General features: G+C 72.0%; 22 protein-coding genes, 1 pseudogene and 1 riboswitch. Of the genes and pseudogenes, 11 read left to right on the top strand and 12 right to left on the bottom strand.

All coding sequences use genetic code 11. The features are described from left to right. The first annotated feature begins 109 nt into the window (after window positions 1-109). Window positions 110-955 carry a (2Fe-2S)-binding protein gene (locus GWK25_RS21675; protein ID WP_215452194.1) on the top strand — a complete coding sequence of 282 codons (846 nt, stop codon included), beginning with the start codon at window positions 110-112 and terminating at the stop codon, window positions 953-955. Between the two features lie 142 nt (window positions 956-1,097). Continuing rightward, entirely contained in the window at window positions 1,098-3,203 is a 2,106-nt protein-coding gene (locus GWK25_RS21670) for a family 43 glycosylhydrolase (RefSeq protein WP_215452193.1), read from the top strand. Here GWK25_RS21670 and GWK25_RS21665 read toward each other — a convergent pair. Beyond that, window positions 3,190-4,170 (bottom strand): endonuclease/exonuclease/phosphatase family protein, encoded by a 981-nt coding sequence (locus GWK25_RS21665; RefSeq protein WP_215452192.1) that lies wholly within the window; start codon window positions 4,168-4,170, stop codon window positions 3,190-3,192. The genes GWK25_RS21670 and GWK25_RS21665 overlap by 14 nt on opposite strands. A gap of 9 nt (window positions 4,171-4,179) precedes the next feature. Next, window positions 4,180-4,539, bottom strand: a complete 360-nt coding sequence (locus GWK25_RS21660; protein WP_215452191.1) for a metalloregulator ArsR/SmtB family transcription factor — start codon at window positions 4,537-4,539, stop codon at window positions 4,180-4,182. A gap of 151 nt (window positions 4,540-4,690) precedes the next feature. Between GWK25_RS21660 and GWK25_RS21655 the strand changes: the two genes are divergently transcribed. Next, window positions 4,691-6,019, top strand: coding sequence for an MFS transporter (locus GWK25_RS21655; RefSeq protein ID WP_215452190.1), 1,329 nt, complete (start codon window positions 4,691-4,693; stop codon window positions 6,017-6,019). A 44-nt stretch (window positions 6,020-6,063) separates the two neighbouring features. Here the strand turns inward: GWK25_RS21655 and GWK25_RS21650 are convergent. Continuing rightward, window positions 6,064-6,405: pseudogene (locus tag GWK25_RS21650) on the bottom strand (HoxN/HupN/NixA family nickel/cobalt transporter); the annotation flags it as partial. Between the two features lie 106 nt (window positions 6,406-6,511). Continuing rightward, window positions 6,512-6,717, top strand: a riboswitch (cobalamin riboswitch). Window positions 6,718-6,746: 29 nt separating this feature from the next. Here GWK25_RS21650 and GWK25_RS21645 point away from each other — a divergent pair. The 4 genes from GWK25_RS21645 to GWK25_RS21630 are packed head-to-tail and all read left to right on the top strand — an operon-like array spanning window position 6,747 to window position 9,628. Beyond that, the gene (locus GWK25_RS21645; RefSeq protein WP_215452189.1) at window positions 6,747-7,466 is read left to right on the top strand and encodes an energy-coupling factor ABC transporter permease; all 720 of its coding nucleotides are present in this window, start codon (window positions 6,747-6,749) and stop codon (window positions 7,464-7,466) included. Further along, window positions 7,463-7,984, top strand: a complete 522-nt coding sequence (locus GWK25_RS21640; protein WP_215452188.1) for an energy-coupling factor ABC transporter substrate-binding protein — start codon at window positions 7,463-7,465, stop codon at window positions 7,982-7,984. The genes GWK25_RS21645 and GWK25_RS21640 overlap by 4 nt, the downstream gene beginning before the upstream one ends. Before the next feature lie 5 nt (window positions 7,985-7,989). Then, entirely contained in the window at window positions 7,990-8,745 is a 756-nt protein-coding gene (cbiQ, locus tag GWK25_RS21635; protein ID WP_215452187.1) for a cobalt ECF transporter T component CbiQ, read from the top strand. A gap of 1 nt (window position 8,746) precedes the next feature. Beyond that, a complete protein-coding gene (locus tag GWK25_RS21630; RefSeq protein WP_215452186.1) occupies window positions 8,747-9,628 on the top strand; it encodes an energy-coupling factor ABC transporter ATP-binding protein in 882 nt (293 codons plus the stop codon). Here the strand turns inward: GWK25_RS21630 and GWK25_RS21625 are convergent. From GWK25_RS21625 to GWK25_RS21590, 8 genes are all read right to left on the bottom strand, one after another. Then, window positions 9,610-10,482, bottom strand: a complete 873-nt coding sequence (locus GWK25_RS21625) for an amidohydrolase (protein ID WP_215452185.1) — start codon at window positions 10,480-10,482, stop codon at window positions 9,610-9,612. The genes GWK25_RS21630 and GWK25_RS21625 overlap by 19 nt on opposite strands. After that, on the bottom strand, window positions 10,479-10,790 hold the full coding sequence (locus tag GWK25_RS21620; RefSeq protein WP_215452184.1) for an L-rhamnose mutarotase: 312 nt from the start codon (window positions 10,788-10,790) through the stop codon (window positions 10,479-10,481). The genes GWK25_RS21625 and GWK25_RS21620 overlap by 4 nt, the downstream gene beginning before the upstream one ends. Then, window positions 10,787-11,785 carry an aldo/keto reductase gene (locus GWK25_RS21615; RefSeq protein WP_215452183.1) on the bottom strand — a complete coding sequence of 333 codons (999 nt, stop codon included), beginning with the start codon at window positions 11,783-11,785 and terminating at the stop codon, window positions 10,787-10,789. Before GWK25_RS21615 ends, GWK25_RS21620 begins: the two co-directional genes overlap by 4 nt. Continuing rightward, entirely contained in the window at window positions 11,782-12,549 is a 768-nt protein-coding gene (locus tag GWK25_RS21610; protein WP_215452182.1) for an SDR family NAD(P)-dependent oxidoreductase, read from the bottom strand. Before GWK25_RS21610 ends, GWK25_RS21615 begins: the two co-directional genes overlap by 4 nt. Further along, window positions 12,546-13,883, bottom strand: a complete 1,338-nt coding sequence (locus tag GWK25_RS21605; protein ID WP_215452181.1) for an L-fuconate dehydratase — start codon at window positions 13,881-13,883, stop codon at window positions 12,546-12,548. Before GWK25_RS21605 ends, GWK25_RS21610 begins: the two co-directional genes overlap by 4 nt. An 11-nt stretch (window positions 13,884-13,894) precedes the next feature. Further along, window positions 13,895-14,746 carry a fumarylacetoacetate hydrolase family protein gene (locus GWK25_RS21600; RefSeq protein ID WP_215452180.1) on the bottom strand — a complete coding sequence of 284 codons (852 nt, stop codon included), beginning with the start codon at window positions 14,744-14,746 and terminating at the stop codon, window positions 13,895-13,897. Window positions 14,747-15,200: 454 nt separating this feature from the next. Then, a complete protein-coding gene (locus GWK25_RS21595; RefSeq protein WP_215452179.1) occupies window positions 15,201-16,517 on the bottom strand; it encodes a phytase in 1,317 nt (438 codons plus the stop codon). Window positions 16,518-16,768: 251 nt separating this feature from the next. Next, the gene (locus GWK25_RS21590; protein ID WP_215452178.1) at window positions 16,769-18,067 is read right to left on the bottom strand and encodes a DUF418 domain-containing protein; all 1,299 of its coding nucleotides are present in this window, start codon (window positions 18,065-18,067) and stop codon (window positions 16,769-16,771) included. A 192-nt stretch (window positions 18,068-18,259) separates the two neighbouring features. On the opposite strand from GWK25_RS21590, the gene GWK25_RS21585 reads away from it, so the two are divergent. Beyond that, window positions 18,260-18,946, top strand: coding sequence for a response regulator transcription factor (locus GWK25_RS21585; RefSeq protein WP_215452177.1), 687 nt, complete (start codon window positions 18,260-18,262; stop codon window positions 18,944-18,946). Then, window positions 18,943-20,103, top strand: a complete 1,161-nt coding sequence (locus GWK25_RS21580) for a sensor histidine kinase (protein ID WP_215452176.1) — start codon at window positions 18,943-18,945, stop codon at window positions 20,101-20,103. Before GWK25_RS21585 ends, GWK25_RS21580 begins: the two co-directional genes overlap by 4 nt. A 121-nt stretch (window positions 20,104-20,224) precedes the next feature. On the opposite strand, the gene GWK25_RS21575 is transcribed toward GWK25_RS21580, so the two are convergent. Next, entirely contained in the window at window positions 20,225-20,599 is a 375-nt protein-coding gene (locus tag GWK25_RS21575; protein WP_215452175.1) for a response regulator transcription factor, read from the bottom strand. A gap of 253 nt (window positions 20,600-20,852) precedes the next feature. Between GWK25_RS21575 and GWK25_RS21570 the strand changes: the two genes are divergently transcribed. Then, entirely contained in the window at window positions 20,853-21,542 is a 690-nt protein-coding gene (locus GWK25_RS21570; protein ID WP_215452174.1) for a response regulator transcription factor, read from the top strand. Between the two features lie 99 nt (window positions 21,543-21,641). Then, entirely contained in the window at window positions 21,642-23,000 is a 1,359-nt protein-coding gene (locus GWK25_RS21565; protein WP_251828968.1) for a sensor histidine kinase, read from the top strand. The last annotated feature ends 80 nt before the right edge of the window (window positions 23,001-23,080 follow it).

Genomic DNA, 23,080 nt, shown 5'->3' with positions numbered 1-23,080 from the left:
GATGTACACGACTACTTCACACCCCGCTTGGTCGGCGCCGCGTGATCTTGCCGCTAAGGTAAGGCTTACCTGCCTCCTACGCCAAACCCTTCACGCTCTGGAGTTACCGATGACCGTGGCCCACCTGGAAACCGCCCAGGCCGACACCGCCACACCCGTCCCGGAACTCCTCACCGCCGCCTACCGCCGCCTGGACGCGATGTGCGAGGCGCTGGCCGTACGGATCGCCGAACCGGGGACGTCGCCCGCCCGCACCGTAGGCCTGACGGAGGGCCAGGAAAGCGTCGAGGCCTTCGTGGAGGCGGAGGCCGCCCGCATCCGGGAGCACCACGACCACATCGCGCCCCGGCACGTCGCCGCTTCCCGCGCTCTGCACGACTACGCCTGGTCGGTGGGCCTGTTGATGAGCGGAGTATGGCTCCTGGAGCACCGCGTGCCCCGGGTCGCCCCCGGCGACATACGCGTCGATCTCGGATCGGGCACCTTCGAGGTCACCCCGGGCACCGAGCTCGTCTGCCTCCCGGGCGATCCGGCCGCGCTCCTCCCCGGCACCCGGGTCGTCGCCCACCAGGAGGCGCTGGGCGCCGAGTTGAGGTCCGCAGTGGCCGACCACATGGGTCCGGTGCTGGAGGCGCTCGGCCCGTACGTCCGCCGGGGCTCGCGCGCGCTGTGGGGGCTGGTCTCCGACGACCTGGTCTCCGGCCTCTGGTACCTCGGGCGGACACGCGGCGACGAGGCCGCCGGCATCCGGGCCGCTGCCGCCGTCCTGCCCGGCGCTCGGGCGCCCTTCCCCGGCGGCGCGGACTTCCGTTCCCTGCGCACGAGCGACGGCCGTGAGCACCCGACCCGTACCCGTCTGGGCTGCTGCCTCTACTACACGATCCGCCCGGCCGAGGCCTGCTCCACCTGCCCGCGCACCTGCGACGCGGAACGGCTGCGCCGGCTGGAGGGCTGACCGCGCGGGAAGCCCCCGCGCCGAAACTTTCGCTGCCACCGCGGACCTCTGAGCCGATTGACGCCACTCGGCTCAGATAGCAACACTCTTCGATGGGCTTTCCCACAGGACATACCAAAAGGCCGCAGCGCTGGAGGTCGGTTTGCAGGAGTACGCCGGATACGTCTTCGTCTACTTCACCGGCGAGGGCAGCCCGGACGGCGAGCGGATCAGGTTCGCGCTCAGCCGGGGCGACGACCCGCTGCGCTGGCGTGAACTGAACGGCGGGGCGCCGGTGCTTTCCTCGGACCTCGGGACGGGCGGGCTGCGCGACCCGTTCCTCGTGCGCGCCCCGGAGGGCGACCGGTTCTATCTGATCGCCACCGACCTCAGGATGCACGGGGAGCCGCACGGCGACTGGGACCGGGTGCAGCGCACCGGAAGCACCTCGCTGATGGTCTGGGAGAGCACCGATCTGGTGCGCTGGACCGACCGCCGGCTGGTGCGCGTCGCCCCCGACACGGCCGGCAACGTCTGGGCGCCCGAGGCCGTCCACGACCCGGAGCTCGGCGCGTTCGTCGTCTTCTGGGCGTCGAAGCTGTACGCGGAGGACGACCCGGACCACACCGCCGACACCCACAACAGGATGCTGTACGCGACCACCCGTGACTTCCGTGTCTTCAGCGAGCCCCGCCTGTGGCACGATCCCGGCCACTCGGTCATCGACTCGACCGTCGTCCGGCACGACGGCACCTACTACCGCTTCACCAAGGACGAGCGGGCCCACTCCCCCGCCGCGCCCGGCGGCAAGTTCATCACCGCGGAGAAGTCGCCGGGGCTGCGCGACACCGCGTACGACTTCGTGGCCGACCGGATCGGTCACGGGGCCGTGGAGCAGGGTGAGGGGCCGATCGTCTTCAGGTCGAACTCGGACGACCGCAGGTGGTACCTGTTCGTCGACGAGTTCAGCGGCCGCGGCTACGTGCCCTTCGAGACCACCGATCTGGACTCCGGGAAGTGGACGCCCTGCGAGGAGTTCGCGCTGCCGCCCGGTGCGCGGCACGGCTCGGTGCTGCCCGTGACGCGGGCCGAATACGAGCGGCTCCTCACCGGGTACGCGCCGCCGGCGTCCGTGGTCGACGCCACCGTGCCGGACGGGATGAAGGCATACGCGCTCGTGGACGACACCGCGTCGAAGGTAGTCCTGCCTCTGCACCCGGGCACCGAACTCACCCGTCTGGCACCGGAGTTCGATCTGTCGGCGGACTCACGGATCGACCCGCCGTCGGGCACCGAACGCGATTTCCGCACCCCGCGGAGCTACACCGTCACGGCGGCCGACGGCACCGCTCGCACCTGGACGGTCGAGGCGGTGCCGATGCGCAGCCCCCTGCTGCCGGGGCTGTACGCCGATCCCAACATCCAGGAGTTCCACGGCCGTTACTACATCTATCCGACGACGGACGGCTTCGAGGGCTGGGGCGGCACCCGGTTCGAGGTGTTCTCCTCCGACGACCTGGTCACCTGGGAGAACCACGGCGTCGCCCTCGACCTGGAGTCGGACGTGAGCTGGGCGGAGCGCCACGCCTGGGCCCCGGCCGCCGGGGAACGGAACGGGTCCTACTACTTCTACTTCTGCGCCGACCAGCAGATCGGTGTGGCCGTCGCCGACAGCCCCACCGGCCCCTTCCGGGACGCCCTGGACCGGCCGCTCATCGGGCGCGACGACTACGCGGGGCAGATGATCGACCCGGCCGTCTTCACGGACGACGACGGCACCGCGTATCTCTACTGGGGCAACAGCGAGGCGTACGGGGTCCCGCTCGACGAGGACATGGTCTCCTTCGACCCGGCGCAGGTAAGGCGGTTCACACCCAAGGACTTCCGCGAGGGCGCCTTCGTCCTCAAGCGACGGGGTGTCTATTACTACATGTGGTCGGAGGACGACACCCGCAGCGAGGACTACCGCGTCGCCTACGCCACCGGCCCCTCTCCGCTCGGCCCGTGGACCGAGAAGGGCGTGATCCTGCGCAAGCGCCCCGAGCACGGGATCCTCGCGACCGGCCATCACACGGTCGTGAACGTCCCCGGCACGGACGACTGGTTCATCTGCTACCACCGGTTCGCGATTCCGGGCCCCGGCACCCCGCGCGGTGACGGCGTCCGCCGTGAATCCACCCTGGACCGGCTCGTGTTCGCGGCTGACGGCTCGATCGAGGAGGTCGTGCCGACGCTGGAGTCCATCGGGCCGGTGGTCAGTCCAGGGTGATCCGGGCGGCGACGGGCAGGTGGTCACTGCCGGTCGCGGGCAGGGCACGGATGTCGGCGACGGTCGCCGAGCGGGCCATGACCTGGTCGATCCGGGCGAGCGGGAGACCGGCGGGATAGCTGAAGGCGAAGCCGCGCTCCGCCACGTTCATGCGCGTGGTGAGCGGTGCCAGGCCGCGGTCGTCGACCGTGCCGTTGAGGTCGCCGAGGAGGACCACCGGGTTCCGCGTCTCGGCGGCGACGGCCCGGCCCAGCAGGCCGGCGCTCTCGTCACGCCACCGCGACGCGAGCCCGCCCGCCCCGAGGCGGACGGACGGCAGGTGAGCGACGTACACCGCGATGTCGCCGTGCGGCGTACGGACGGAGGTCCTGAGGCCGCGGCGCCAGTCCTCCTCGATCCCCTCGGGCTTGATGTCCAGCGAACGGGTCCCGGTGAGCGGATGCCGCGACCAGAGTCCGACGGTGCCGCGGACCGCGTGGTGCGGGTACTCCCGGGCAAGTGTCCTCTCGTAGACCGGCAGCGCCGAGGACACCAGTTCCTCCAGCGCGATGAGGTCGGGCCCGGCATCGGCCAGGGCGCGAGCCGTACCCGCCGGGTCGGTGTTCTCGTCGCTCACGTTGTGCTGGACCACGACGAGGTCCCGCGCCCCGGCCGACGCGGCGGGCAGCAGCAGACCGCCGAAGGTGTACGTCCAGGCCGCCGCCGGAAGCAGGAGCGCCAGCAGCGTGACGGCCGAGCGGTGCAGGAGCCCCACGCCGAGCAGGACCACGACCACCAGGCCGAGCCAGGGCAGGAACGCCTCCAGCAGACTGCCCAGCCGGCCCCCGGAGTTGGGGACCAGGCCGGGAAACAGCAGGAGCCCGGCCGTCAGCCCGGCCGCCACGGCGCCGACCCGTCCGGCACCGGGGCGGTCCGGCCGCACGCGGTCGGGAGACGGCGGAGGGGACGGTGGATGTCCGGCGGTCATGAGCCGATCTCAGTCGTGCGGTGCCTGGCCGCTGACCCGGTGGTCTGCGTGGCTGAGCGCCTCCACGACCAGGCGCTTGAGGTGCCCGTCGGCGAGGCTGTAGTAGATGTGACGGCCTTCGCGGCGGGTGTCCACGAGCCCGGCGAGCCGCAGCTTCGCCAGATGCTGGCTGACGGCCGTGCGGGACGCCTCGCAGCGGTCCGCCAGTGAGCCGACGTCCGACTCGCCCTGCGCGAGCAGCCACAGCAGATGCAGCCGGGTGACGTCGGAGAGCATCGCGAACACTCCGGTCGCCTCGGTGAGCCGTGCGCCGTCGGGGGCGCGCAGATGCGCACCGGACGCAGGTGACACGGCATGGCGTTCAGGCATGCGCCCAGCGTAGGCGCTCCGCCGAGGGTGCGGGGAGGTGGGCTCTGGGGTGCGGGTCCGTGGGTGCTGGTCGCGCATATCCCTGCGCCCCTGCGGGCTCCCCTCCCGCCATCATGTGCATAGGTGCGCACATGATGGTTATCATCTGGTCATGCTTGCCGTACTGCGTCATCGTGCCTATCGGCGGCTCTTCGCCGCCCAGGTCGTGGCCCTGGTGGGGACCGGGCTCGCGACCGTCGCGCTCGGGCTCCTGGCGTACGACCTCGCGGGCGCCGACGCCGGTTCCGTCCTCGGTACGGCACTCGCGATCAAGATGGTGGCGTACGTGGTGATCGCCCCCGTCGTGGGCGCGGTCGCCGACCGGCTGCCGCGCCGGACCCTGATGGTGACGGCGGACCTGGTGCGCGCGGGGATCGCCGTGTCCCTGCCGTTCGTAGGCGAGGTCTGGCAGGTCTACGTCCTGGTGTTCCTCCTGCAGTCCGCGTCGGCCGTGTTCACTCCCACGTTCCAGGCCGTCATCCCCGATGTGCTGCCCGAGGAACGCGACTACACCCGGGCCCTGTCGATGTCCCGGCTCGCCTACGACCTGGAGAGCCTCTTCTCCCCCGCGCTCGCGGCCGCACTGCTGTCCGTGACGACCTACGACGGGCTGTTCACCGGCACGGTCCTCGGGTTCCTCGCCTCGGCCGCGCTGGTCGTCTCCACCGCCCTGCCCGAGCGGGCCGCCGTCACCACCCCGCGCGCGGGCGGCGCGTACGCCAGGGCCACCGCCGGGACGCGCCTCTTCCTCGGCGTCCCCGAGCTGCGGGCCCTGCTCGTCCTGAACCTCGCGGTCGCGGCGGCCGGGGCGATGGTGACGGTGAACTCCGTCGTCTACGTCCGTGATGTGCTCGGCCTGTCCGCGGGCGCCCTGCCACTGGCGCTCGGGGCGTACGGGGCGGGGTCGATGGCCGTGGCGCTGGTGCTGCCCCGGGTGCTGGAGAAGGTCCCGGACCGTGCCGTGATGCTGCCGGGCGCCCTGTCGCTGGCCGGCGTCTTCGCCGGGCTCGGGGCCGTCACCGCCGCACAGGGCGGGAGTTGGCGGCTGCCCGCGCTACTGGCGCTCTGGGCCGCGTTCGGTGCCGCGTGCTCTGCGGTGCTCACTCCGGCCGGGCGTCTCGTCCGCCGCTCGGTGGCGCCCGGGGAGCGTACGGCCGCGTTCGCCGCCCAGTTCTCCCTCTCGCACGGCTGCTGGCTGGTGACGTATCCGCTGGCCGGATGGCTGGGGGCTGCGGCCGGGCTGAACTGGGCGGTGCTCGCCCTGGGCTCGCTCGCGCTGGGCGCGGCGCTGACGGCCGTACGGCTGTGGCCGGCGTCGTCGACGTCCCACGTGCACGCCGGGCTGCCCTCCGGTCACCCCCATCTGGTGGGCGCCCGACACGTCCGGGCCGGGTGGCGGCACAGCCACGGCCATCTCGCGGACGGGCTGCACGCGCACTGACGGGCTGCACGCGTACCAGGGTGTGGGCCGTGGTGCGGCGGCCAGCCGGTCGTCCACTTCTGCTCGATCCGCGCGAACCGCCAGACCAGCAGGGCGACCGCCCAGGTGACGAGGAAGAGGCCGACGACGGCATAGCCGACGGTGTTGAGGTCGAGGCCGGCGACCCGGTACCAGAAGGTGCCGTGCAGAGGGGCCTTCTCGGCGACGAGGCCGAGGAGTTCGACCGAGCCGATGACGAGGGCGACGGCCACGGACAGGCCCGTGACGGTGAGGCTGTAGTAGACCTTGCGGACCGGTTGGGAGAACGCCCAGCCGTAGGCGAAGTTCATGAACGAGCCGTCCACGGTGTCGAGGAGCGACGTCCCGGCCGCGAACAGGACGGGCAGGGCCGTCGGTCAGGCCGCGAGCTCCCACCGACGCGCGAGGCGTGCGCCGGAGCGTGCGCCCGGGTGTGAGCTGTCGCACGGCGCCCGCGCACCCCTCGCCTCCGCTTGTCAGCGTCCTTGTCGGGGCACTACTGTCACCACGCCTTGGTGAACGGGAAATCCGGTGTGATGCCGGTGCGGCCCTCGCCACTGTGATCGGGAAGTCCGGCTCCGGTCCTCACGGACAGCCACTGGGTCTTCGGACCCGGGAAGGCGGAGCACGGGCGGTGTCACCCGTAAGCCAGGAGACCGGCCAAGGCGCGTCAACCATCCACGAGGTGCTGGAGAGGGTCTGCTGAGCCATGCACATAGCCGAGGGTTTCCTTCCTCCGGCGCACGCGATCGCCTGGGGCGTCGCGTCCGCGCCGTTCGTCGTCCACGGAGTACGGGCACTCACCCGTGAGGTCAGGGAGCACCCCGAGAGCACGCTGCTGCTCGGTGCCTCGGGTGCCTTCACCTTCGTCCTGTCCGCGCTGAAGCTGCCGTCGGTCACCGGGAGTTGCTCCCACCCCACCGGCACCGGTCTCGGCGCCATCCTGTTCCGGCCGCCGATCATGGCGGTCCTCGGCACCATCACCCTGCTCTTCCAGGCCCTGTTGCTCGCCCACGGGGGTCTGACCACGCTCGGTGCCAACGTCTTCTCCATGGCGATCGCCGGCCCCTGGGCGGGGTACGGCGTCTACCGGCTGCTGCGACGCTTCGGCGTGCCGCTGATGGTGACGGTGTTCTTCGGCGCGTTCGTCGCCGACCTGGTCACCTACTGCGCCACCAGCCTGCAGTTGGCGCTCGCCTTCCCCGACCCGAGCAGCGGCTTCCTGGGCGCGCTCGGCAAGTTCGGCTCCATCTTCGCGGTCACCCAGATCCCGCTCGCGGTCAGCGAGGGTCTGCTCACCGTGCTGGTGATGCGCCTGCTGGTGCAGTCGAGCAAGGGCGAACTCACCCGGCTCGGTGTGCTCCTGACCGACCGGCGGAGCCGCGCCGGTGCCGGGACGGAGAACGAGACCGAGGCGGTGGCCCGATGAGCCGGAACACGAAGATCAACGTACTGCTGCTGCTCGTCGTGGCGGCGCTCGCGGTCCTGCCGCTGGCCCTCGGCCTCGGCGACCACAAGGAGCAGCCGTTCTCGGGCGCCGACGGCGAGGCGGAGACGGCGATCACCGAGATCGAGCCGGACTACGAGCCGTGGTTCTCCCCTCTCTACGAACCGCCTTCCGGCGAGATCGAGTCGGCGCTCTTCTCCCTCCAGGCCGCCCTCGGCGCGGGCGTCCTCGCCTACTACTTCGGCGTCCGGCGGGGCCGGCGCCAGGGCGAGGCCCGGGCGCGGGCCCTGCTGGACGCGGCCGGGGAGGCCGACAAGGCTGCGCAGAAGCCGGTGGACGCGACCGTAGCGGCCCCGACCGCGAGCGCGTCCGGCCCGGCGGCGCATGTGCCGGCGGCCGCGGTGGCGAAGGGCGCGTCGGGGGCGTCCGGCGCCTCCGACCCGACCGGCGACGCAGGCTCCTCCAGCCGCTCCGGGGCCGACCCGGCCGGGCGGGGCTGACCCGGGTGCTGCCGATCGACGCGGCGGCGCACAGCAGTCGCTGGCGCCGCCGTCATCCCGTGGACAAGGCCGTCCTCGGGCTCGGCCTCACCGTGCTCGCGATCTCCCTGCCGCCCTGGCCGGGCGCGGCCCTGGTGCTGCTGACCTCGCTCGTCGTGCTGCTGGGCCCCGCGGGCGTGCCCGGCCGTCGGCTGTGGCGGGCCTACCGGGTGCCGCTGGGCTTCTGCGTGACCGGCGCGCTGCCGCTGCTCGTCCAGGTGGGCGGGCCGGACGGGTTCGTCACCCCGGCCGACGGCGGAGCGGTCCGCGCCGGGGAGTTGCTGCTGCGTACCTCGGCCGCCTCCCTCGGCGTCCTCCTGTTCGCCTTCACCACCCCGATGTCGGACCTGCTGCCCCGGCTGGTCCGGGCCGGGGTGCCCGCGCCGGTCGTGGACGTGGCGCTGGTGACGTACCGGATGAGCTTCCTCCTCCTGGACTCGGTGCGCCGGATCCGGGAGGCGCAGGCGGCGCGGCTGGGGCACACCACCCGGGCCGCCACCTGGCGTTCCCTGGCCGGGCTCGGCGCCACCGCGTTCGTCCGGGCCTTCGACCGGGCGGCGCGGTTGCAGACCGGGCTCGCCGGGCGCGGGTACGACGGCACCCTGCGCGTCCTGGTGCCCGAGGCCCGGGTGTCCGTGCGATTCACCATGGCCAGTGCCGCGCTGCTGGCGGCCGTGGCCGCCCTCACCCTCGTACTGGATTCGTCCTGGAAAGGCCGCTGACATGAGCGAGCCCGTACTCGTCGCCCTGCGGGGCGCGTCGTTCGCGTACGAGGACGGACCGCCCGTGCTCAGCGAACTCGACTTCGAGGTGCGCGCGGGGCGCGCGCTCGCCCTGCTGGGCCGCAACGGCAGCGGCAAGACGACGCTGATGCGCCTGCTCAGCGGCGGACTGCGGCCCCACTCGGGCGAGTTGACGGTCGAAGGCCGGCCGGTGTCGTACGACCGCAAGGGCCTCACCCGGCTGCGGACGACGGTCCAGCTGGTCGTCCAGGACCCGGACGACCAGCTCTTCGCGGCCTCCGTCGCGCAGGACGTGTCGTTCGGACCGCTGAACCTAGGGCTGCCCGACGCGCAGGTGAGGGCCCGGGTGGACGAGGCACTCGGCGCGCTCGGTATCGCCGCCCTCGCCGACCGGCCGACCCATCTGCTCTCCTACGGCCAGCGCAAGCGGACCGCCATCGCCGGGGCGGTCGCGATGCGGCCCCGGGTCCTGATCCTCGACGAGCCGACCGCCGGGCTCGACCCGGACGGACAGGAGCGGCTCCTCGCCACCCTGGACGAGCTGCGCCGGTCCGGCACCACCGTCGTGATGGCCACCCATGACGTCGACCTCGCGCTGCGCTGGGCCGACGACGCGGCGCTGCTCACCCCCTCCGGCGCGCGCACGGGCCCGGTGGCCGAGATGCTCGCCCGTACGGATCTCCTCCAGCAGGCGGGACTTCGGCTCCCCTGGGGTGTCGTGGTGGCCCGACTCCTGCGCGAGCAGGGGCTGTTGGCGGATGAGGAGTCAGGTCCGCGCACACCGGACGAGTTGGCGGCCCTGGCGGGGTCGGACACCGGGCCGGGGCCGTTCCTGCCGCAGCCTCAGATCCGCAGGCCGTAGACACGGACGGCCGTGCCCGCGAAGACCTGCCGGTGTTCGGCCTCACCGAGTCCGGACATCAACGCGTCGGCGACGTCCAGGACTTCGACGTAGTCGGAGGCGAGGTCGCAGACCGGCCAGTCGGAGCCGTACATCAGCCGCTCGGGGCCGAAGGCGTCCAGCACGGTGTCGGCGTACGGGACGAGGTCCGCGACCCGCCAGGAGTGCCAGTCCGCCTCCGTGACCAGGCCGGAGAGCTTGCACACGGTGTTCGGCAGGGCGGCGAGCCGCCGGATCTGCCCCGCCCACGGCTCCAGTTCACCGGAGGCGATGGGCGGCTTGCCCAAGTGGTCCAGGACGAAGATGAGTTCGGGCAGGCGGGCCGCCGCCTCCACGGCGGCCGGGAGCTGGTGTGGCCGGACCACGAGGTCGTAGACGAGTCCCGCGTCCGCGACCGCGGCGAGGCCCCGCCGCACGTCCGGGCGGGTCAGCCAGCGGGGGTCGGGCTCGCCCTGCACCTGGTGGCGGATGCCCACCAGGTACTCCCCGCCGGGGCCCTCACGCAGATCGGTCAGCGCGTCGGCGACGGCGGGAGAGGTGAGGTCGGTCCACCCGACGACCCCGGCGACCACGTCGCTGCCGGCCGCGAGTGCCAGGAACTCGGGGGTCTCCTCGGGCACGGTGATCGTCTGGACCAGGACTGTGGCGGCGACGGAGGCGATGCTCGCGGCGGACTCCAGCTCGCGGAGGGTGAAGTCGCGGCGCAGCGGCGCCAGTTCGGGCCCGGTGATCCAGTCCTGGTCGCGGACGGAGAGGTCCCAGACGTGGTGGTGGGCGTCGACGGTCCAGGCGTCGGTGTCGTCCGTGCCGGTCACAGTTCCCACACCACGGGCAGTCCGGCGTCGGAGCCCTCGGCCGAGTAGTCGTGGACGACGTCGAGGAGTTCGGCCATCCGAGCCTGCCAGGCGATGTTGACCGGCAGTTTCTCCAGTTCGGCGATCATCGCCGGGTAGTCCTCGACCTCCAGCAGGTGGAAGAGGTCGGTGCCGCTGCGCCAGATCGTCCACGCGCTCACCCCGGCGGCGCGGATGGCGGCGGTCAGTTCCTCCGGCACCTCGCGGTGGGCCGCCTCGTACTCCTCGACGCGGTCGGCGCGGACCTTGGTGTGCAGGGCGACCCTCACGACGCCTCCTTCGGCTGCGGGACGGGGGTGTTCGGGCTCAGGAGCCCTTCGGCACGCAACTCGTCCCAGAGGGCGGCCGGGGTCGAACGGCCGTGCAGGTCGACCGTGTCGCGTACCTCCTCGGCGGAGCGCGCGCCCGTCAGTACGGCCGCGACCGCCGGGTGGGCGGAGGGGAACGCCAGGGCCGCGCCGCGCAGCGGTACCCCGTGGCGTTCGGTGACGGTCCTCAGCCGCAGGGCGCGGTCGAGCACGGGCTTCGGCACGGGGGCGTAGTCGTACGTGGCCTGCGGCTTCGGGTCGATCAGCAGTCCGGAGTTGAAGACGCCGCCGATGAGCACGCTGCGTCCCCGGGCGGTGGCCTCGGGCAGCAGTTCCGCCAGGCCCTCCTGTTCGAGGAGGGTGTAGCGGCCGGCCAGCAGCACCACGTCGATGTCGGTCTCGCGCAGGAAGCGGGTGGGCACGGCGCACTGGTTCATGCCGACGCCGATGGCGCCGACGACTCCCTCGTCGCGCAAGCGCTCCAGCGCCGGGTACGCCTCCCGCAGGGCCTGTTCGACGTGGTCGTCGGGGTCGTGCAGGAGGGCCACGTCCACCCGGTCCAGGCCGAGCCGGCGCAGGCTGGCCTCCAGGGAGCGCAGGACGCCGTCGGCGGTGAAGTCCCAGACGCGGCGGTGGGTCGCGGGGACCGCGAAGCCGTTCCCCAGGTCGTCGCCCTCGGCGGTCTCGTTCTCCACCAGCAGCCGGCCGACCTTGGTGGAGATCGTGTACGACTCCCGGGGACGGCCGCGGAGCGCGGCGCCGAGGCGGCGTTCGGACAGGCCGAGCCCGTAGTGGGGGGCGGTGTCGAAGGTGCGGATCCCGGCGTCCCAGGCGGCGTCGATCGCGGCGGCGGCCTCCTGGTCGGACACCGGGCGGAAGAGGTTGCCGATGCCCGCGGCGCCGTAGGCCAGCTCGGTGACGCGCACCTCGGTGCGGCCGAGGGTCGTGGTCCTCATGAGCCCGCCGGCCGGAGCCTGAGGCCCTGCATTCCGCCGTCGACGGCGAGGGCGATGCCGGTGACGGACGCGGCGGCGGGGCTCGCCAGATAGACGACGGCGGCGGCGACCTCGTCGGCGGCGACCAGACGGCCCATGGGCTGGCGGGCGTTGAGGGCGGCGCGCTCCGCTTCGGGGTCGTCGGCGGCGTCGAGGAGGCGGCCGACCCAGGGGGTGTCGGCGGTGCCCGGGTTGACGCAGTTGACGCGGATGCCCTCGCGGACGTGATCGGCGGCCATGGCCAGGGTCAGGGAGAGGACGGCGCCCTTGCTGGCGGAGTACAGGGCGCGCTGGGGCAGGCCTGCGGTGGCGGCGATGGAGCAGGTGTTGACGATGCTCGCGTGGGAGGAGGCGCGCAGGTGGGGCAGGGCCGCACGGCTGGTGCGGACCATGCCGAGGACGTTGACATCGAGGACGCGCTGCCACTGGGCGTCGGGGTTGTCCTCGACGGTGCCCTGCGCGCCGATGCCGGCGTTGTTGACGAGGATGTCGAGTCCGCCGAGCCGCTGGGCGGCCTCCGCGACGGCGGCCCGTACGGAGGCGTCGTCGCTGACGTCGGCCTTGAGGGCGAGCAGCGGGGCCGAGGCCCCGGACGGGTCGAGGTCGAGCACCGCGACCCGGGCGCCCCGTGCGGTCAGCAGTCTGGCGGTGGCGAGCCCGATCCCGGACGCGCCACCGGTGACGATCGCGCGAAGACCCGTCAGTTCACCTGTCTGCCCGGTCATGCGACTTCCTCCCGTCCATCGAGGTCGGCGGCCCAGAACGCGCCGTCCGGGTAACGGTATTCGGCGATGGACTCTTCGCGCATGGTCGCGGAGAAGCCCGGGGTCAGGGGGGCGGTGTAGTGGCCCTCGCGCATCACCACGGGGGCGGTGAAGTGCTCGTGGAGGTGGTCGACGTACTCGATGACCCGGTTCTCGGTGGTGCCGGAGAGGGCGAGGTAGTCGAACATGGACAGGTGCTGGACGAGCTCGCACAGGCCCACGCCGCCGGCGTGCGGGCAGACCGGCACGCCGAACTTGGCGGCGAGCAGCAGGATCGCCAGGTTCTCGTTGACGCCGCCGACGCGGGCGGCGTCGATCTGCAGGACGTCGATGGCGCCGGCCTGGAGGAGCTGTTTGAAGACGATGCGGTTGTGGACGTGTTCGCCGGTGGCGACCTTCACCGGGGCGACGCCACGGCGCACGGCGGCGTGGCCGAGGATGTCGTCGGGGCTGGTGGGCTCCTCGATCCAGTAGGGGTCGAAGCCGGCCAGGGCACGGGTCCACTCGATCGCCTCGCCGACGTTCCAGCGCTGGTTGGCGTCGATGGCGATGCGGATGCCGTCGCCGACGGCGGCGCGGGCGGTGCGCATCCGGCGGACGTCGTCGGCCAGGTCGGCGCCGACCTTCAGCTTGATCTGGGTGAAGCCGTCGGCGACGGCCTGCTTGGCCAGCCGGGTGAGCTTCTCGTCGGGGTAGCCGAGCCAGCCGGGTGAGGTGGTGTAGCCGGGGTAGCCGCGCTCCAGCAGCACGGCCTCGCGCTCCGCGAGCCCGGCACGGCCCCCACGCAGCAGGTCCAGTGCCTCCTCGGGGGTGAGGGCGTCGGCGATGTAACGGAAGTCGACCTGGGAGACCAGCCACTCGGGCTCCGCGTGGGCCAGCAGCCGCCACAACGGCTGCCCGGCGCGCTTGGCCGCCAGGTCCCACACGGCGTTGACGACGGCGCCGATGGCCATGTGCATCACGCCCTTCTCGGGGCCCAGCCAGCGCAGCTGGCTGTCGCCGATCAGGTCGCGGTTGACCGAGCCGGGATCCGCGCACAGCTCCTGGACCGAGCGGCCGAGGAGGTGGGGCCGCAGGGCGCCGATGGCGGCGACCTGGACGTCGTTGCCGCGGCCGATGGTGAAGGTGAAGCCGTGGCCTTCGCAACCGTCGCCGGCGTCCGTGCGCAGCACGACGTAGGCGGCGGAGTAGTCGGGGTCCGGGTTCATGGCGTCCGACCCGTCCAGCTCCCGTGAGGTGGGGAACCGGACGTCGTAGGTGTCGACCGCGGTGATCCGGGCGTGGGTTGCAGTCAAGGGGGTGCCTTTCACGCTTGGCCGAAGGTCTGGCGCTGGCTCCCGAGCCCGTCGATCTCCAACTCGACGGTGTCACCCGGGCGGAGATACGGGGTGCCGGGCAGACCGAGGGCCACGCCCGCGGGCGTACCGGTGTTGATCACATCGCCGGGCTGAAGAACCATGTACCGGCTGAGGTAGGCGACGATCTCGCGGACCGGGAAGATCATGTCGCGGGTGTGCCCGTGCTGGCGCTCGACACCGTTGACGCTCAGCCGCAGCCCGAGATCCTGCGGGTCGCCGACCTCGTCGGCGGTCACCAGCCAGGGCCCCATCGGATTGAAGGTCTCACACGACTTGCCCAGGTCCCACTGCGAGGAGTACTCCAGCTGGAACTCGCGCTCGGAGACGTCATGACTGACCACGTACCCGGCGATCACCCCGGCCGCCTCCTCGGGACCCTCCAGATAGCGGGCCCGCCGGCCGATGACGACCCCCAGCTCGACCTCCCAGTCGGTCTTGACCGAGCCGCGCGGGACCAGCACCTCGTCGTACGGGCCCACGACCGTGCTCGGATCCTTCATGAAGACCACGGGGCGGGGCGGGATCGCGGCACCGGTCTCGGCGGCGTGGTCGCGATAGTTCAGTCCGACGCAGATCACCTTGCCGGGGCGAGCGAGTGGCGCGCCGATCCGCAGCCCGTCGGGGTCGAGCTCGGGAAGGGAGCCGTCCTCGATCGCCACGCGGGCCCGGTCCACTCCCCCGGACGCGAGGAAGGCGCCGTCGATGTCGCGGGCCACGGACGACAGATCGAGCAGCGTGCCGTCGTCGGTGCGGACAGCAGGCCGCTCTTCTCCTGGGACGCCGACGCGTAGCAGTTTCACTGGGGTAGCTCCCTTGCCATGGGGTTCATTCATTCATCGGAGGAATGGCGCACCGCGACTTTAGGTGCAGATCCACGCCCTTGCAACGCATTCCTCGGATGTATGTGGCTGCAGCCGGACTTCCCGCAGTTCATAAGTCCGACATGTGCGACTTCACTGCCCCCCGGAGTGCGAGCACCGCCGCCCGGACAGATGGTCGAATCCTTTGGAACAACCCCTCATCAGCCCCGGAGATTGCCGTCGTAGCACCCTCGACGTCCTAGATACATCGGAGGAATCACTTCACCGCATCCACCGAGGTAGTGGCCCTTCAAACTCCGCTGCTCGTTCACCGGGTTCATGATCGCCGCCCTGTACCGGGACTGCTCCCGCTTCGCCTCCGGCGAGAAGCGGGAGCAGTCCCGGTACAGGGCGGCACCTCGTGGCACTCACGGACAGTCGAGGACTGACCGCGCTACAGGTCCGCGGCGTCCACCAGCTCACCGAGGTCGACGAACTTGAAGCCGGTCGCGGTGCGCGTGCCGCCCTCACCGTCCGGAGCCCCGGGCGTCTCGTGGCCGTCCTGGACGACGAGCAGGCCGCGCGGGTAGCGGCTGCCCAGCGGGGCGTTGAGGACGGCCGCGCCGTCGCACTCCTGCACCCCGTCGAGGGTGTCCGACGCGGCCCCGACGCGGAAGCCGCCCTCGTACTCGTTGCGCTCGCTCACCTCACGGTCGTACAGGGCGAAGGTGTCGTCGCCCTGGCTGGAGGCGAGCAAGTAGCCGTCCCCATCGCGCTCCTGATAGAGCGTCAGGCCCTCGACGTCGGCCGACAGCCGCTTCCCGCCGTAGCCGGGGTCGGTGCCGGGCACACACTCCTCGGTCGCCTCGTCGTACGTGCCGGGGACGCCGTACTCCCGGGTCCTGTCGATCAGGACGGGCTTGCCGGTGAGGTCGGCGCGCAGCCGCCAGATGCCGATGTCCTCCTGGCCGGCGTAGAGGGTGCCGGTGGCGGGGTCGACGACCATGCCCTCGACCTGCGGGAGTTCACCGGGTTCCGCGCAGGGGCTCCATCGGGTGCCGTCGGGCAGCCGGAAGGAGGCGGGCAGGTCGAGGGTGCGGATCTTGCGGTAGCCGACCCTGCCGTTCGCCGCCGGGAGGAGTTCGAGCAGGGCGAGACGGGTGCGCTCGCGTTGGCTGACCAGGGCGTAGGACCGGCCGGTGGCCCTGTCCGTCCAGGTGGCGAGGCCGTACGCGGTGCGCTGGTCGTTGATCTCGGCCTGGTCGGCGGAGAAAACGGGAGCGGCCGCCGGGTCGGTGACATCGGTCAGCGGGCCGTCCGGTCGGGTGGGGTCGATGCGGTAGATCCGCAGCCGGTCGTTGCCCCGGTCGCTGACCACGGCCACGTCGGCCCGGCCCGCGGCGGTGCGCAGACCGGTGACGAGGTCCACGTTGTTGTAGCGGCCCGGGGCGTCGTCCGGCGTCGGCGGCGTCGGCGCGGTGAGGGACTGCACGAGGCGGGCGTCCAGGTCGTAGACGCGCAGGCCGCCCTCCTTGGCGGTGGCGACGACGAGGCTGCGGTCCGGGTCTGCGGGGTCACGCCAGATCGCCGGGTCGTCGGCGTCGGAGTTGCCGCCGGCCTCGTCGTCGTACAGCGCGGCGGACTCGCTGGTAGCGGTCACCGTCGGGAGCGCGACCGTTCCCGCTCCGGCGGGGGTCGTCGCGAGGAAGGTGGTGAGCGCGGTGACCGAGGCGAGAAGGACGGCGCTTCGAGCAGTGCGGGGCGTTCTCACAGGCGTTCGCTTCCTTACCGTCGTGACTGCAGTCGATGGTCCTGACTGCCGTCGAAAGTTCCGACTGCCGTCGAGGCTTTCGACAACCGTCCAGGCTTCCGACTGCCGTCGAGGGCGGGCCGGGTCGATGATCGGGTCGAGTCGATGGTGCGGAGAGAAGCTTGCGCGCAGACGGACGTGGGCTGTCCATGCGGACGTCGTGGAACGAGCATGGTTTGGCCGAAGTTCGCCCGCACGTCGCCCCGTCCCGGTCACTTCACATGGCGCGCCGGGAGCGTGCCGACATGCAGCAGGTGTTCCAGCGGTCCACGGCGGAACCACCGGGTCCAGGCAGTGGCGAGCACCAGGGCGACCAGACTGTGGAGGAAGAGGTCGACGAGGGCCGGGCCGGTCTCCTCCTCCATGCCGAACTCCCGGATGGCGAGGATGTGCAGGACGTACGCCGTCAGGGCCGTCATGCCGACGGCACACACGGGCCGGGCGAGGCGCGCGCAGCGCGGCAGCCGCTCCACGGCCGTCACGCACAGCACCACGACGAGCAGCGCGACACCGGTGTTGCCGAGGATGGAGAAGGTCGTCTGGCTGTGCGGCGCGCCCACCAGGAGCCAGGCCGCCGGGGTGTCGTCGACGAGGTGGCCGACGGTGTCGGACCACCAGGCCGAGGCGGCCCCGTCGCCGTCCGTGGCGGCGGCGACGGTCGTCCGAGCGTGCGGGACGAGACGCAGGGCCAGCCAGGAGCCTCCATGGCCGAGGACGGTCAACGCGCCCCCGGCCGCGGCGAGTCGGGGGCGGACGGCGCTCCGAGTGAGGTCGACCCGGGCCACCGCCATGCCGGCCAGCATGAACGACATCCAGGTGAGCACCGGGTACTCGCCCGTGAACAGCAGTTCCATGAAGCCGTCCGTGTCGCTGACCCGGGCCAGCGGGTCGGCGGCGACGAGCGCGTCCGCCCAGTCGCCGTGCTCGATCGACAGCCTCACCCCGTACAGGACTTGGGGCATGACGAGGGCGCCCGCGGCGGCCAGTAGCGCGAGTGTCCGGACGCGCAGGCGGTGGAACGGCAGGACGGCCAAGAAGGTCAGCCCGTAGAAGGCGAGGATCACGTCGACGTCGGTGTCGAGGGCGGTCAGGGCGAACCCGAGGACGATCAGGACGAGGGAACGGATGACCATCCGGGCGACGGCCTGCCGTCCGGCGCGCCCGGTGCGGGGGTGCGGCCGGCCGGTGATCAGGACGAGGGTGAATCCGGCGAGCAGCGCGAACAGCGCCGAGGAGCGGCCCCGCGCCAGTTCCATCACGAAGCCGAGCGGCCCGCCGTTCGCCGGGTCCGGACCGACGTGCGCGGCATACATGCCGAAGACCGCGAGCCCCCGGGCCAGATCGATGCCGACCAGCCGCCCGGTGGAAGGCCCCCGGCGGCCTTCCACGGTTGCGGGGACCGGGGCGGGAGAGAGGACACGGGCCGGGGCGGGAGCCGCGGCCGCGACGGGGGCGAGCGCCGGGGCCGCGGCCGGCGGGGACGACAGGTCCGGTGACGTGTCTGGTGTCATGGCCTTCAGCGTCGGGGGCGCGAGGGGCGCGTTCCCATCCGGCGGGTGACTGGAAGGGCCCCCGCCGACCAGCCGGGGTCCTCCCCGCCAGGTGACCGGAAATGGGGAGGAATGGGAACCCGGCGGCGACTTCGGGCGTCGTAGCGGTTCCAGCAGAAGTCCAGTGGTGGTCCGACGACGAGCGGGGCACAGGTGATCCGGGTACTGGTGGTCGACGACGAAGCCCTGATCCGTACGGGCTTCGAGCACATCCTCAACTCCGCGGACGACATCGACGTGGTCGCGGCGGTCCCCGGCGGCCGGGCCGTGCACGCCGTACGGGAGCTGCGCCCCGAGGTCGTCCTGCTGGACATCCGTATGCCGGACGTGGACGGGCTGACCGTCCTCGCCGAACTCAGGAGACTCCCCCGCCCTCCCGTGGTGGCCATGCTCACCACCTTCGACATGGACGAGTACGTGGCGGCCGCTCTCCGCTCGGGAGCCGCGGGCTTCCTCCTCAAGGACACCGATCCGGAGCAACTGCCGTATCTCGTACGCACCTTGGCGGCCGGTGGGGTCGTGCTGTCGTCCCGGGTGACCCGGACCGTCGTCGACGGCTATCTGGACAACGGGCCCCGGGAGACCGCCGTCCGGCTCGTGGACCGGCTGACCGAACGTGAGCGGGACGTCCTGGTCCTCATCACGGAAGGGCTGTCCAACACCGACATCGCTGACCGGATGCATCTGAGCACGGGCACGGTCAAGGACCATGTGAGCGCGCTGCTCACCAAGTTGGAGGTGGGCAGCCGGGTGCAGGCCGCGCTGCTGGCCGAACGCGCGGGCCTGCTCAGGCGGTCGCGCTCCGTCGGCGGCGGCGGACACGGCCGGGAGGGCGGATGAGGGCCCTCTCCGACGCCCCGCGCCCGCGGCACCGGACGAGGGCCCTCTCCGGCGTTCCGAGTCCCTGGATCACGGACGCCTTGCTCATCACGGTCTCCCTGGCCGACGTGTGGATCCACGACGTGGGCCCCCATCACCCCCAGGAGCTGGCCGCCGCCCTGCTCGCCGCCTTCGCGCTCGTCGTGCGCCGCCGGCTGCCGCTGCCCACCTTCCTGCTCGCCCTGCCGACCGCACTGTTCACGGACGCCGTGTTCGCCACGCTGGTGGCGCTGTACACCCTCGCCTCGCGCACCCACCACCGGGTGCTGCTGGCCGTGTGCGCGCTGGGGTTCACGGTCTGCGACCTGACCTGGTGGTCGTGGCCGTCACCGGAGTTCACCGACATCGACGACCGCCAGGCCCTGATCCCGCTCTCCTACAGCGTGGCGCAGGCGACCGCGCCCCTCTTCCTCGGCCGGCTCGTCCATGCCCGCCGGGAGCTGTCGCTGCGTCTGGTCGAGGTCTCCGAGGCACGCGAGCACGAACGGCTGCTGATCGCACAGGGCGTCCTGGCGAAGGAACGCGCCCAGCTCGCCCGGGAGATGCACGACGCCGTCTCCCACCAGGTCAGTCTGATCGCCGTGCGCGCCGGAGCCCTCCAGGTGGGCAGCCGGGACACGGAGGCGAGGGAGGCGGCCGCCACGATACGGCGGCTGAGCGTGCAGACCCTGGACGAGCTGCGGCACATGGTCGGCGTACTGCGGGCCTCCGGCAGCCGCCCCACCGAACTGACCCCGCAGCCCTCGCTCGCCGACCTCGACCGGCTGGTCGCCGGCAGCGGCATCGACACCGACCTGCGGACGGACCTGCCGGGCGATCTGCCGCCGCCCGTCCAGCGCGCCGTCTACCGCACCGTGCAGGAAGCGCTCACCAACATCCGCAAGCACGCCCCCGGTGCCATCGCCACCATCCGGATGCGCCAGGAAGGCGGCACGCTGCGGGTGACCGTCACGAACACCGCGCCGAGCCGCCCGGCCCTCTCGCTGCCGGGCGCCCACCACGGCCTGATCGGCCTGCGCCAGCGGGCCGAACTCCTCGGCGGCACGGTGACCTCCAGGCATCTGGGCGACGGTGGCTACGAGCTGCGACTGGAACTGCCGGTCGACGGTGCACCCTGAGCCCGTACCGTCCCGCCCTGATCGTTTTCTGCTGTCAAAAAGGAAGCACGAACACCGTCACGGCAGCGATCGAAGCCGCCGCCTCGGTTCGGCGACTGACTCGTACGCGCCGCGGGCCGCGCTACGCCTGGCGCACGCGGTTCGTCCGATACTCGGAGATACGACGCTCAGCCACCTGCCACGCAATGCCGACGGGCCGGGCCCGGACTCCGCTCCGGCCCGTCAAGCGGAACGTTTCGTCCAGGCCGTCCGTCCGGGCCGCCCGGTCCGTGCGGTCCGTGCGGAGCGCCAGGATTCCCGCCCGCAACGCGGTGACCACCAGATGCGTACGGTTCTTCGCGCACAACTTCTCCCGGATGCTACGCATATGGGCAGCCACTGTGCGGGGTGAGATCGACAGCTGACGGGACATGTCCGCGTCCGACATACCGTGGGCTGCCAGAAGGAGGATCTCCATTTCCCGGGCGCTGAGTCGGCCGGAGCTGTCCACTGTCATGAGTGCCTGCCTTGTTCAAAGTGGGGGTCGAGGACCCGCAGTCGTCCGTTGCCTGCGCTGTGACTCTCCCGTGACACCCGGGCACCGGCCATCGACCATTCGACCGATACCCGGCGGTAATCATCGGCCGATCGGCCTCGGCCCCTCGTTCCGGGGCAGATCTTTCGTCGGGTAAGCGCCAACCGCCCGATTCGGCAGGGGAGTTAGCCCGTCGGCTTCCCGGGACCGCCGGACCGGGCGGATGATCCGTGGCATGCTCGGCCGCGTGAGCAGCACCCCCACGCGTGTGATGATCGCCGACGACCAGGATCTGATCCGGGCCGGTTTCCGGCTCATCCTCGACGCCCAGGAGGGCATCGAGGTGATCGGAGAGGCAGCCGACGGACTCGCGTGCGTGGAGATGGCGCGCGCGTTGCGGCCGGATGTGTGTCTGGTGGACGTCCGGATGCCGAAGCTGGACGGGCTGGAGGTGACCCGGCTGCTGGCCGGGCCGGGGGCAACGCACCCGACCCAGGTGGTGGTGGTCACCAGCTTCGACCAGGACGACTACCTCAACATCGCCCTGCGCAACGGAGCGTGCGGCTTCCTCCTCAAGGACGCGGCGCCCGCGCTGCTGATCGAGGCGGTGCGGGCGGCGGCCCGAGGTGACGCGCTGGTGTCGCCCGCGGTGACGGTCCGGCTGCTGAAGCAGTTGGAGGAGCGGTCGGCGGCCCCGGCGGACGGTGCCGGTGTGCCCGAATCCTCGCTCAGCGCACGGGAGTTGGAGGTGGCCCGCCTGGTCGCGGTGGGCCGGACCAATCAGGAGATCAGCGACGCGCTGTGCCTGTCGCTGTCCACCGTGAAGACGCATCTGGGCCACATCCACCACAAGCTCGGCGTACGCAACCGCGTCGAGGTGGCCGCCTGGGCCTGGGCCAACGGGACGGTACGGAACGGGCACTGACGGGGATTGCGCGAACACCCTGTGAGGGATCTATGACGCTCCCCACACATCGATCCACCCGCTGCCGGGGAGGCATGTGCATGCCTAGCCTCCGGTTCTATGACACCTTCGTCACTCGCGGCACTGTCGGCACGAGCAACCCAGCCGCACCACCACGGCCGCCCCCGGCTATCAGCGCGACGGCTGGACCACCACGCCCTGTACCCGGCGTTGGGCGTGCTGTGGCTGCTCGACATCGGCATCGTCGTGTCGCGGCATCGTGGCCCTCTCGACTGGTTGCCGCTGGTGACGGGCCCCGTCGCCCTGGTCCTGGTGCTCGTGCCCGAATCACGGCTCAGCATCACCTGGCGTACGGGGTTCTGCGCGGCCATCTCGACGACGGTGACCCTGAGCATCTCCCTGACGGGCTGGGCCATGCCTGGGTGGGGGCTGCTGGAGACGGCGTGCATGCTGGTCCTGCTCGTCCGCATCTGCCGCCGTGTGGCGCGGCCCCGGGTCGCCCTGGCGCTGGCCGCCGCGGTGGGGGCCAGCGTCATCGACGAACCCCTGCGCACCGGAGGCACGGGGATCACCCTCACCTACCCGTTCCTGCTGACGTTCGCGGTCGGAGGCGCTGTCGGCGCGGGGTGCTACCTGCGCACCCTGGACGCCCGGCGCCGTCGCACGATCGCCGCCGTCAGGCTCGCCGAGCGGATCCAACTGGCCCGGGAACTGCACGACTTCGTCGCCCACCACGTGACGGGCATCATCGCGCAGGCGCACGCCGCCAGTGTCATCCACGAGAGCGCGCCCCACCAGGTCGGCCCCATCCTGGGCAACATCTCCGAGGCCGGGCAACGCACCATGGACTCCATGCGCCGCCTGATCCAGGTGCTGCGCGAGGACGGCGAACAGGTCTCCCTCGAACGCCCCGAGGAGCCGTACGGTGAACTCACCAAGCTGGTCTCGGAGTTCAGCGGCCAGGGCGACGGCTCGACCGCCCAGCTGGAGATCACCGGAGCCGCCCGCAGAAGCGTTCTGCTGCCCGAGGTGGGTTCGGCGGTCCACCGCGTGGTCCAGGAGGCGCTGACCAACGTGCGGCGGCACGCACCGGGCACCCAGGCCACGGTGCGCGTCCACCGCACCCGCGACGACCTGCTGCGGGTCGACGTCTACAACGAGGGGCCCGCCGGGCGGGTCTCCCGTCCGACGGGAGGCCGCGGCGGCTACGGCCTGATCGGGCTGCGGGAGCGGGCGGAGGCGGTCGGCGGCTCCCTGACGGCCGGCCCGGACGACGAGGGCGGCTGGTGGCTCATCGCGCATTTCCCGGTGCTGCCGAAAGCCGAGCCCGAGGAATCCGAGGAGGGCGCCGCACCGGGTTCCGCATCGGGTCCGGTCTCCCGTCGAACCTCCGGACGCCATGCGAAGCCGCACGCGCCCTCCGAACCCGAACCGGACATGAGCTGGGACGCCACCTAGCAGCCGTAGATCGTGATCTTGAGGCTGGGAGCCGGCCCGGGCACGGGAGCGGCCACCGCTGATCATCCGTGTGTGAACAC

Origin of the sequence: Streptomyces sp. ATCC 21386 (assembly GCF_018728545.1) — a bacterium.
Lineage (GTDB): Bacteria > Actinomycetota > Actinomycetes > Streptomycetales > Streptomycetaceae > Streptomyces.
Note: the sequence above shows the minus strand (reverse complement) of the source record. Positions and strands in the feature narration are given on the sequence as shown.

What these genes read in the sequence shown, in the direction of transcription:
- GWK25_RS21675 (WP_215452194.1), top strand. Translation starts at nt 110, where the DNA reads ATGACCGTGGCCCACCTGGAAACCGCCCAGGCCGACACCGCCACACCC.
- GWK25_RS21665 (WP_215452192.1), bottom strand. Translation starts at nt 4,170, where the DNA reads ATGACCGCCGGACATCCACCGTCCCCTCCGCCGTCTCCCGACCGCGTG.
- GWK25_RS21660 (WP_215452191.1), bottom strand. Translation starts at nt 4,539, where the DNA reads ATGCCTGAACGCCATGCCGTGTCACCTGCGTCCGGTGCGCATCTGCGC.
- GWK25_RS21655 (WP_215452190.1), top strand. Translation starts at nt 4,691, where the DNA reads ATGCTTGCCGTACTGCGTCATCGTGCCTATCGGCGGCTCTTCGCCGCC.
- GWK25_RS21645 (WP_215452189.1), top strand. Translation starts at nt 6,747, where the DNA reads ATGCACATAGCCGAGGGTTTCCTTCCTCCGGCGCACGCGATCGCCTGG.
- GWK25_RS21640 (WP_215452188.1), top strand. Translation starts at nt 7,463, where the DNA reads ATGAGCCGGAACACGAAGATCAACGTACTGCTGCTGCTCGTCGTGGCG.
- GWK25_RS21630 (WP_215452186.1), top strand. Translation starts at nt 8,747, where the DNA reads ATGAGCGAGCCCGTACTCGTCGCCCTGCGGGGCGCGTCGTTCGCGTAC.
- GWK25_RS21615 (WP_215452183.1), bottom strand. Translation starts at nt 11,785, where the DNA reads ATGAGGACCACGACCCTCGGCCGCACCGAGGTGCGCGTCACCGAGCTG.
- GWK25_RS21610 (WP_215452182.1), bottom strand. Translation starts at nt 12,549, where the DNA reads ATGACCGGGCAGACAGGTGAACTGACGGGTCTTCGCGCGATCGTCACC.
- GWK25_RS21590 (WP_215452178.1), bottom strand. Translation starts at nt 18,067, where the DNA reads ATGACACCAGACACGTCACCGGACCTGTCGTCCCCGCCGGCCGCGGCC.
- GWK25_RS21580 (WP_215452176.1), top strand. Translation starts at nt 18,943, where the DNA reads ATGAGGGCCCTCTCCGACGCCCCGCGCCCGCGGCACCGGACGAGGGCC.
- GWK25_RS21575 (WP_215452175.1), bottom strand. Translation starts at nt 20,599, where the DNA reads ATGACAGTGGACAGCTCCGGCCGACTCAGCGCCCGGGAAATGGAGATC.
- GWK25_RS21570 (WP_215452174.1), top strand. Translation starts at nt 20,853, where the DNA reads ATGCTCGGCCGCGTGAGCAGCACCCCCACGCGTGTGATGATCGCCGAC.
- GWK25_RS21565 (WP_251828968.1), top strand. Translation starts at nt 21,642, where the DNA reads ATGACACCTTCGTCACTCGCGGCACTGTCGGCACGAGCAACCCAGCCG.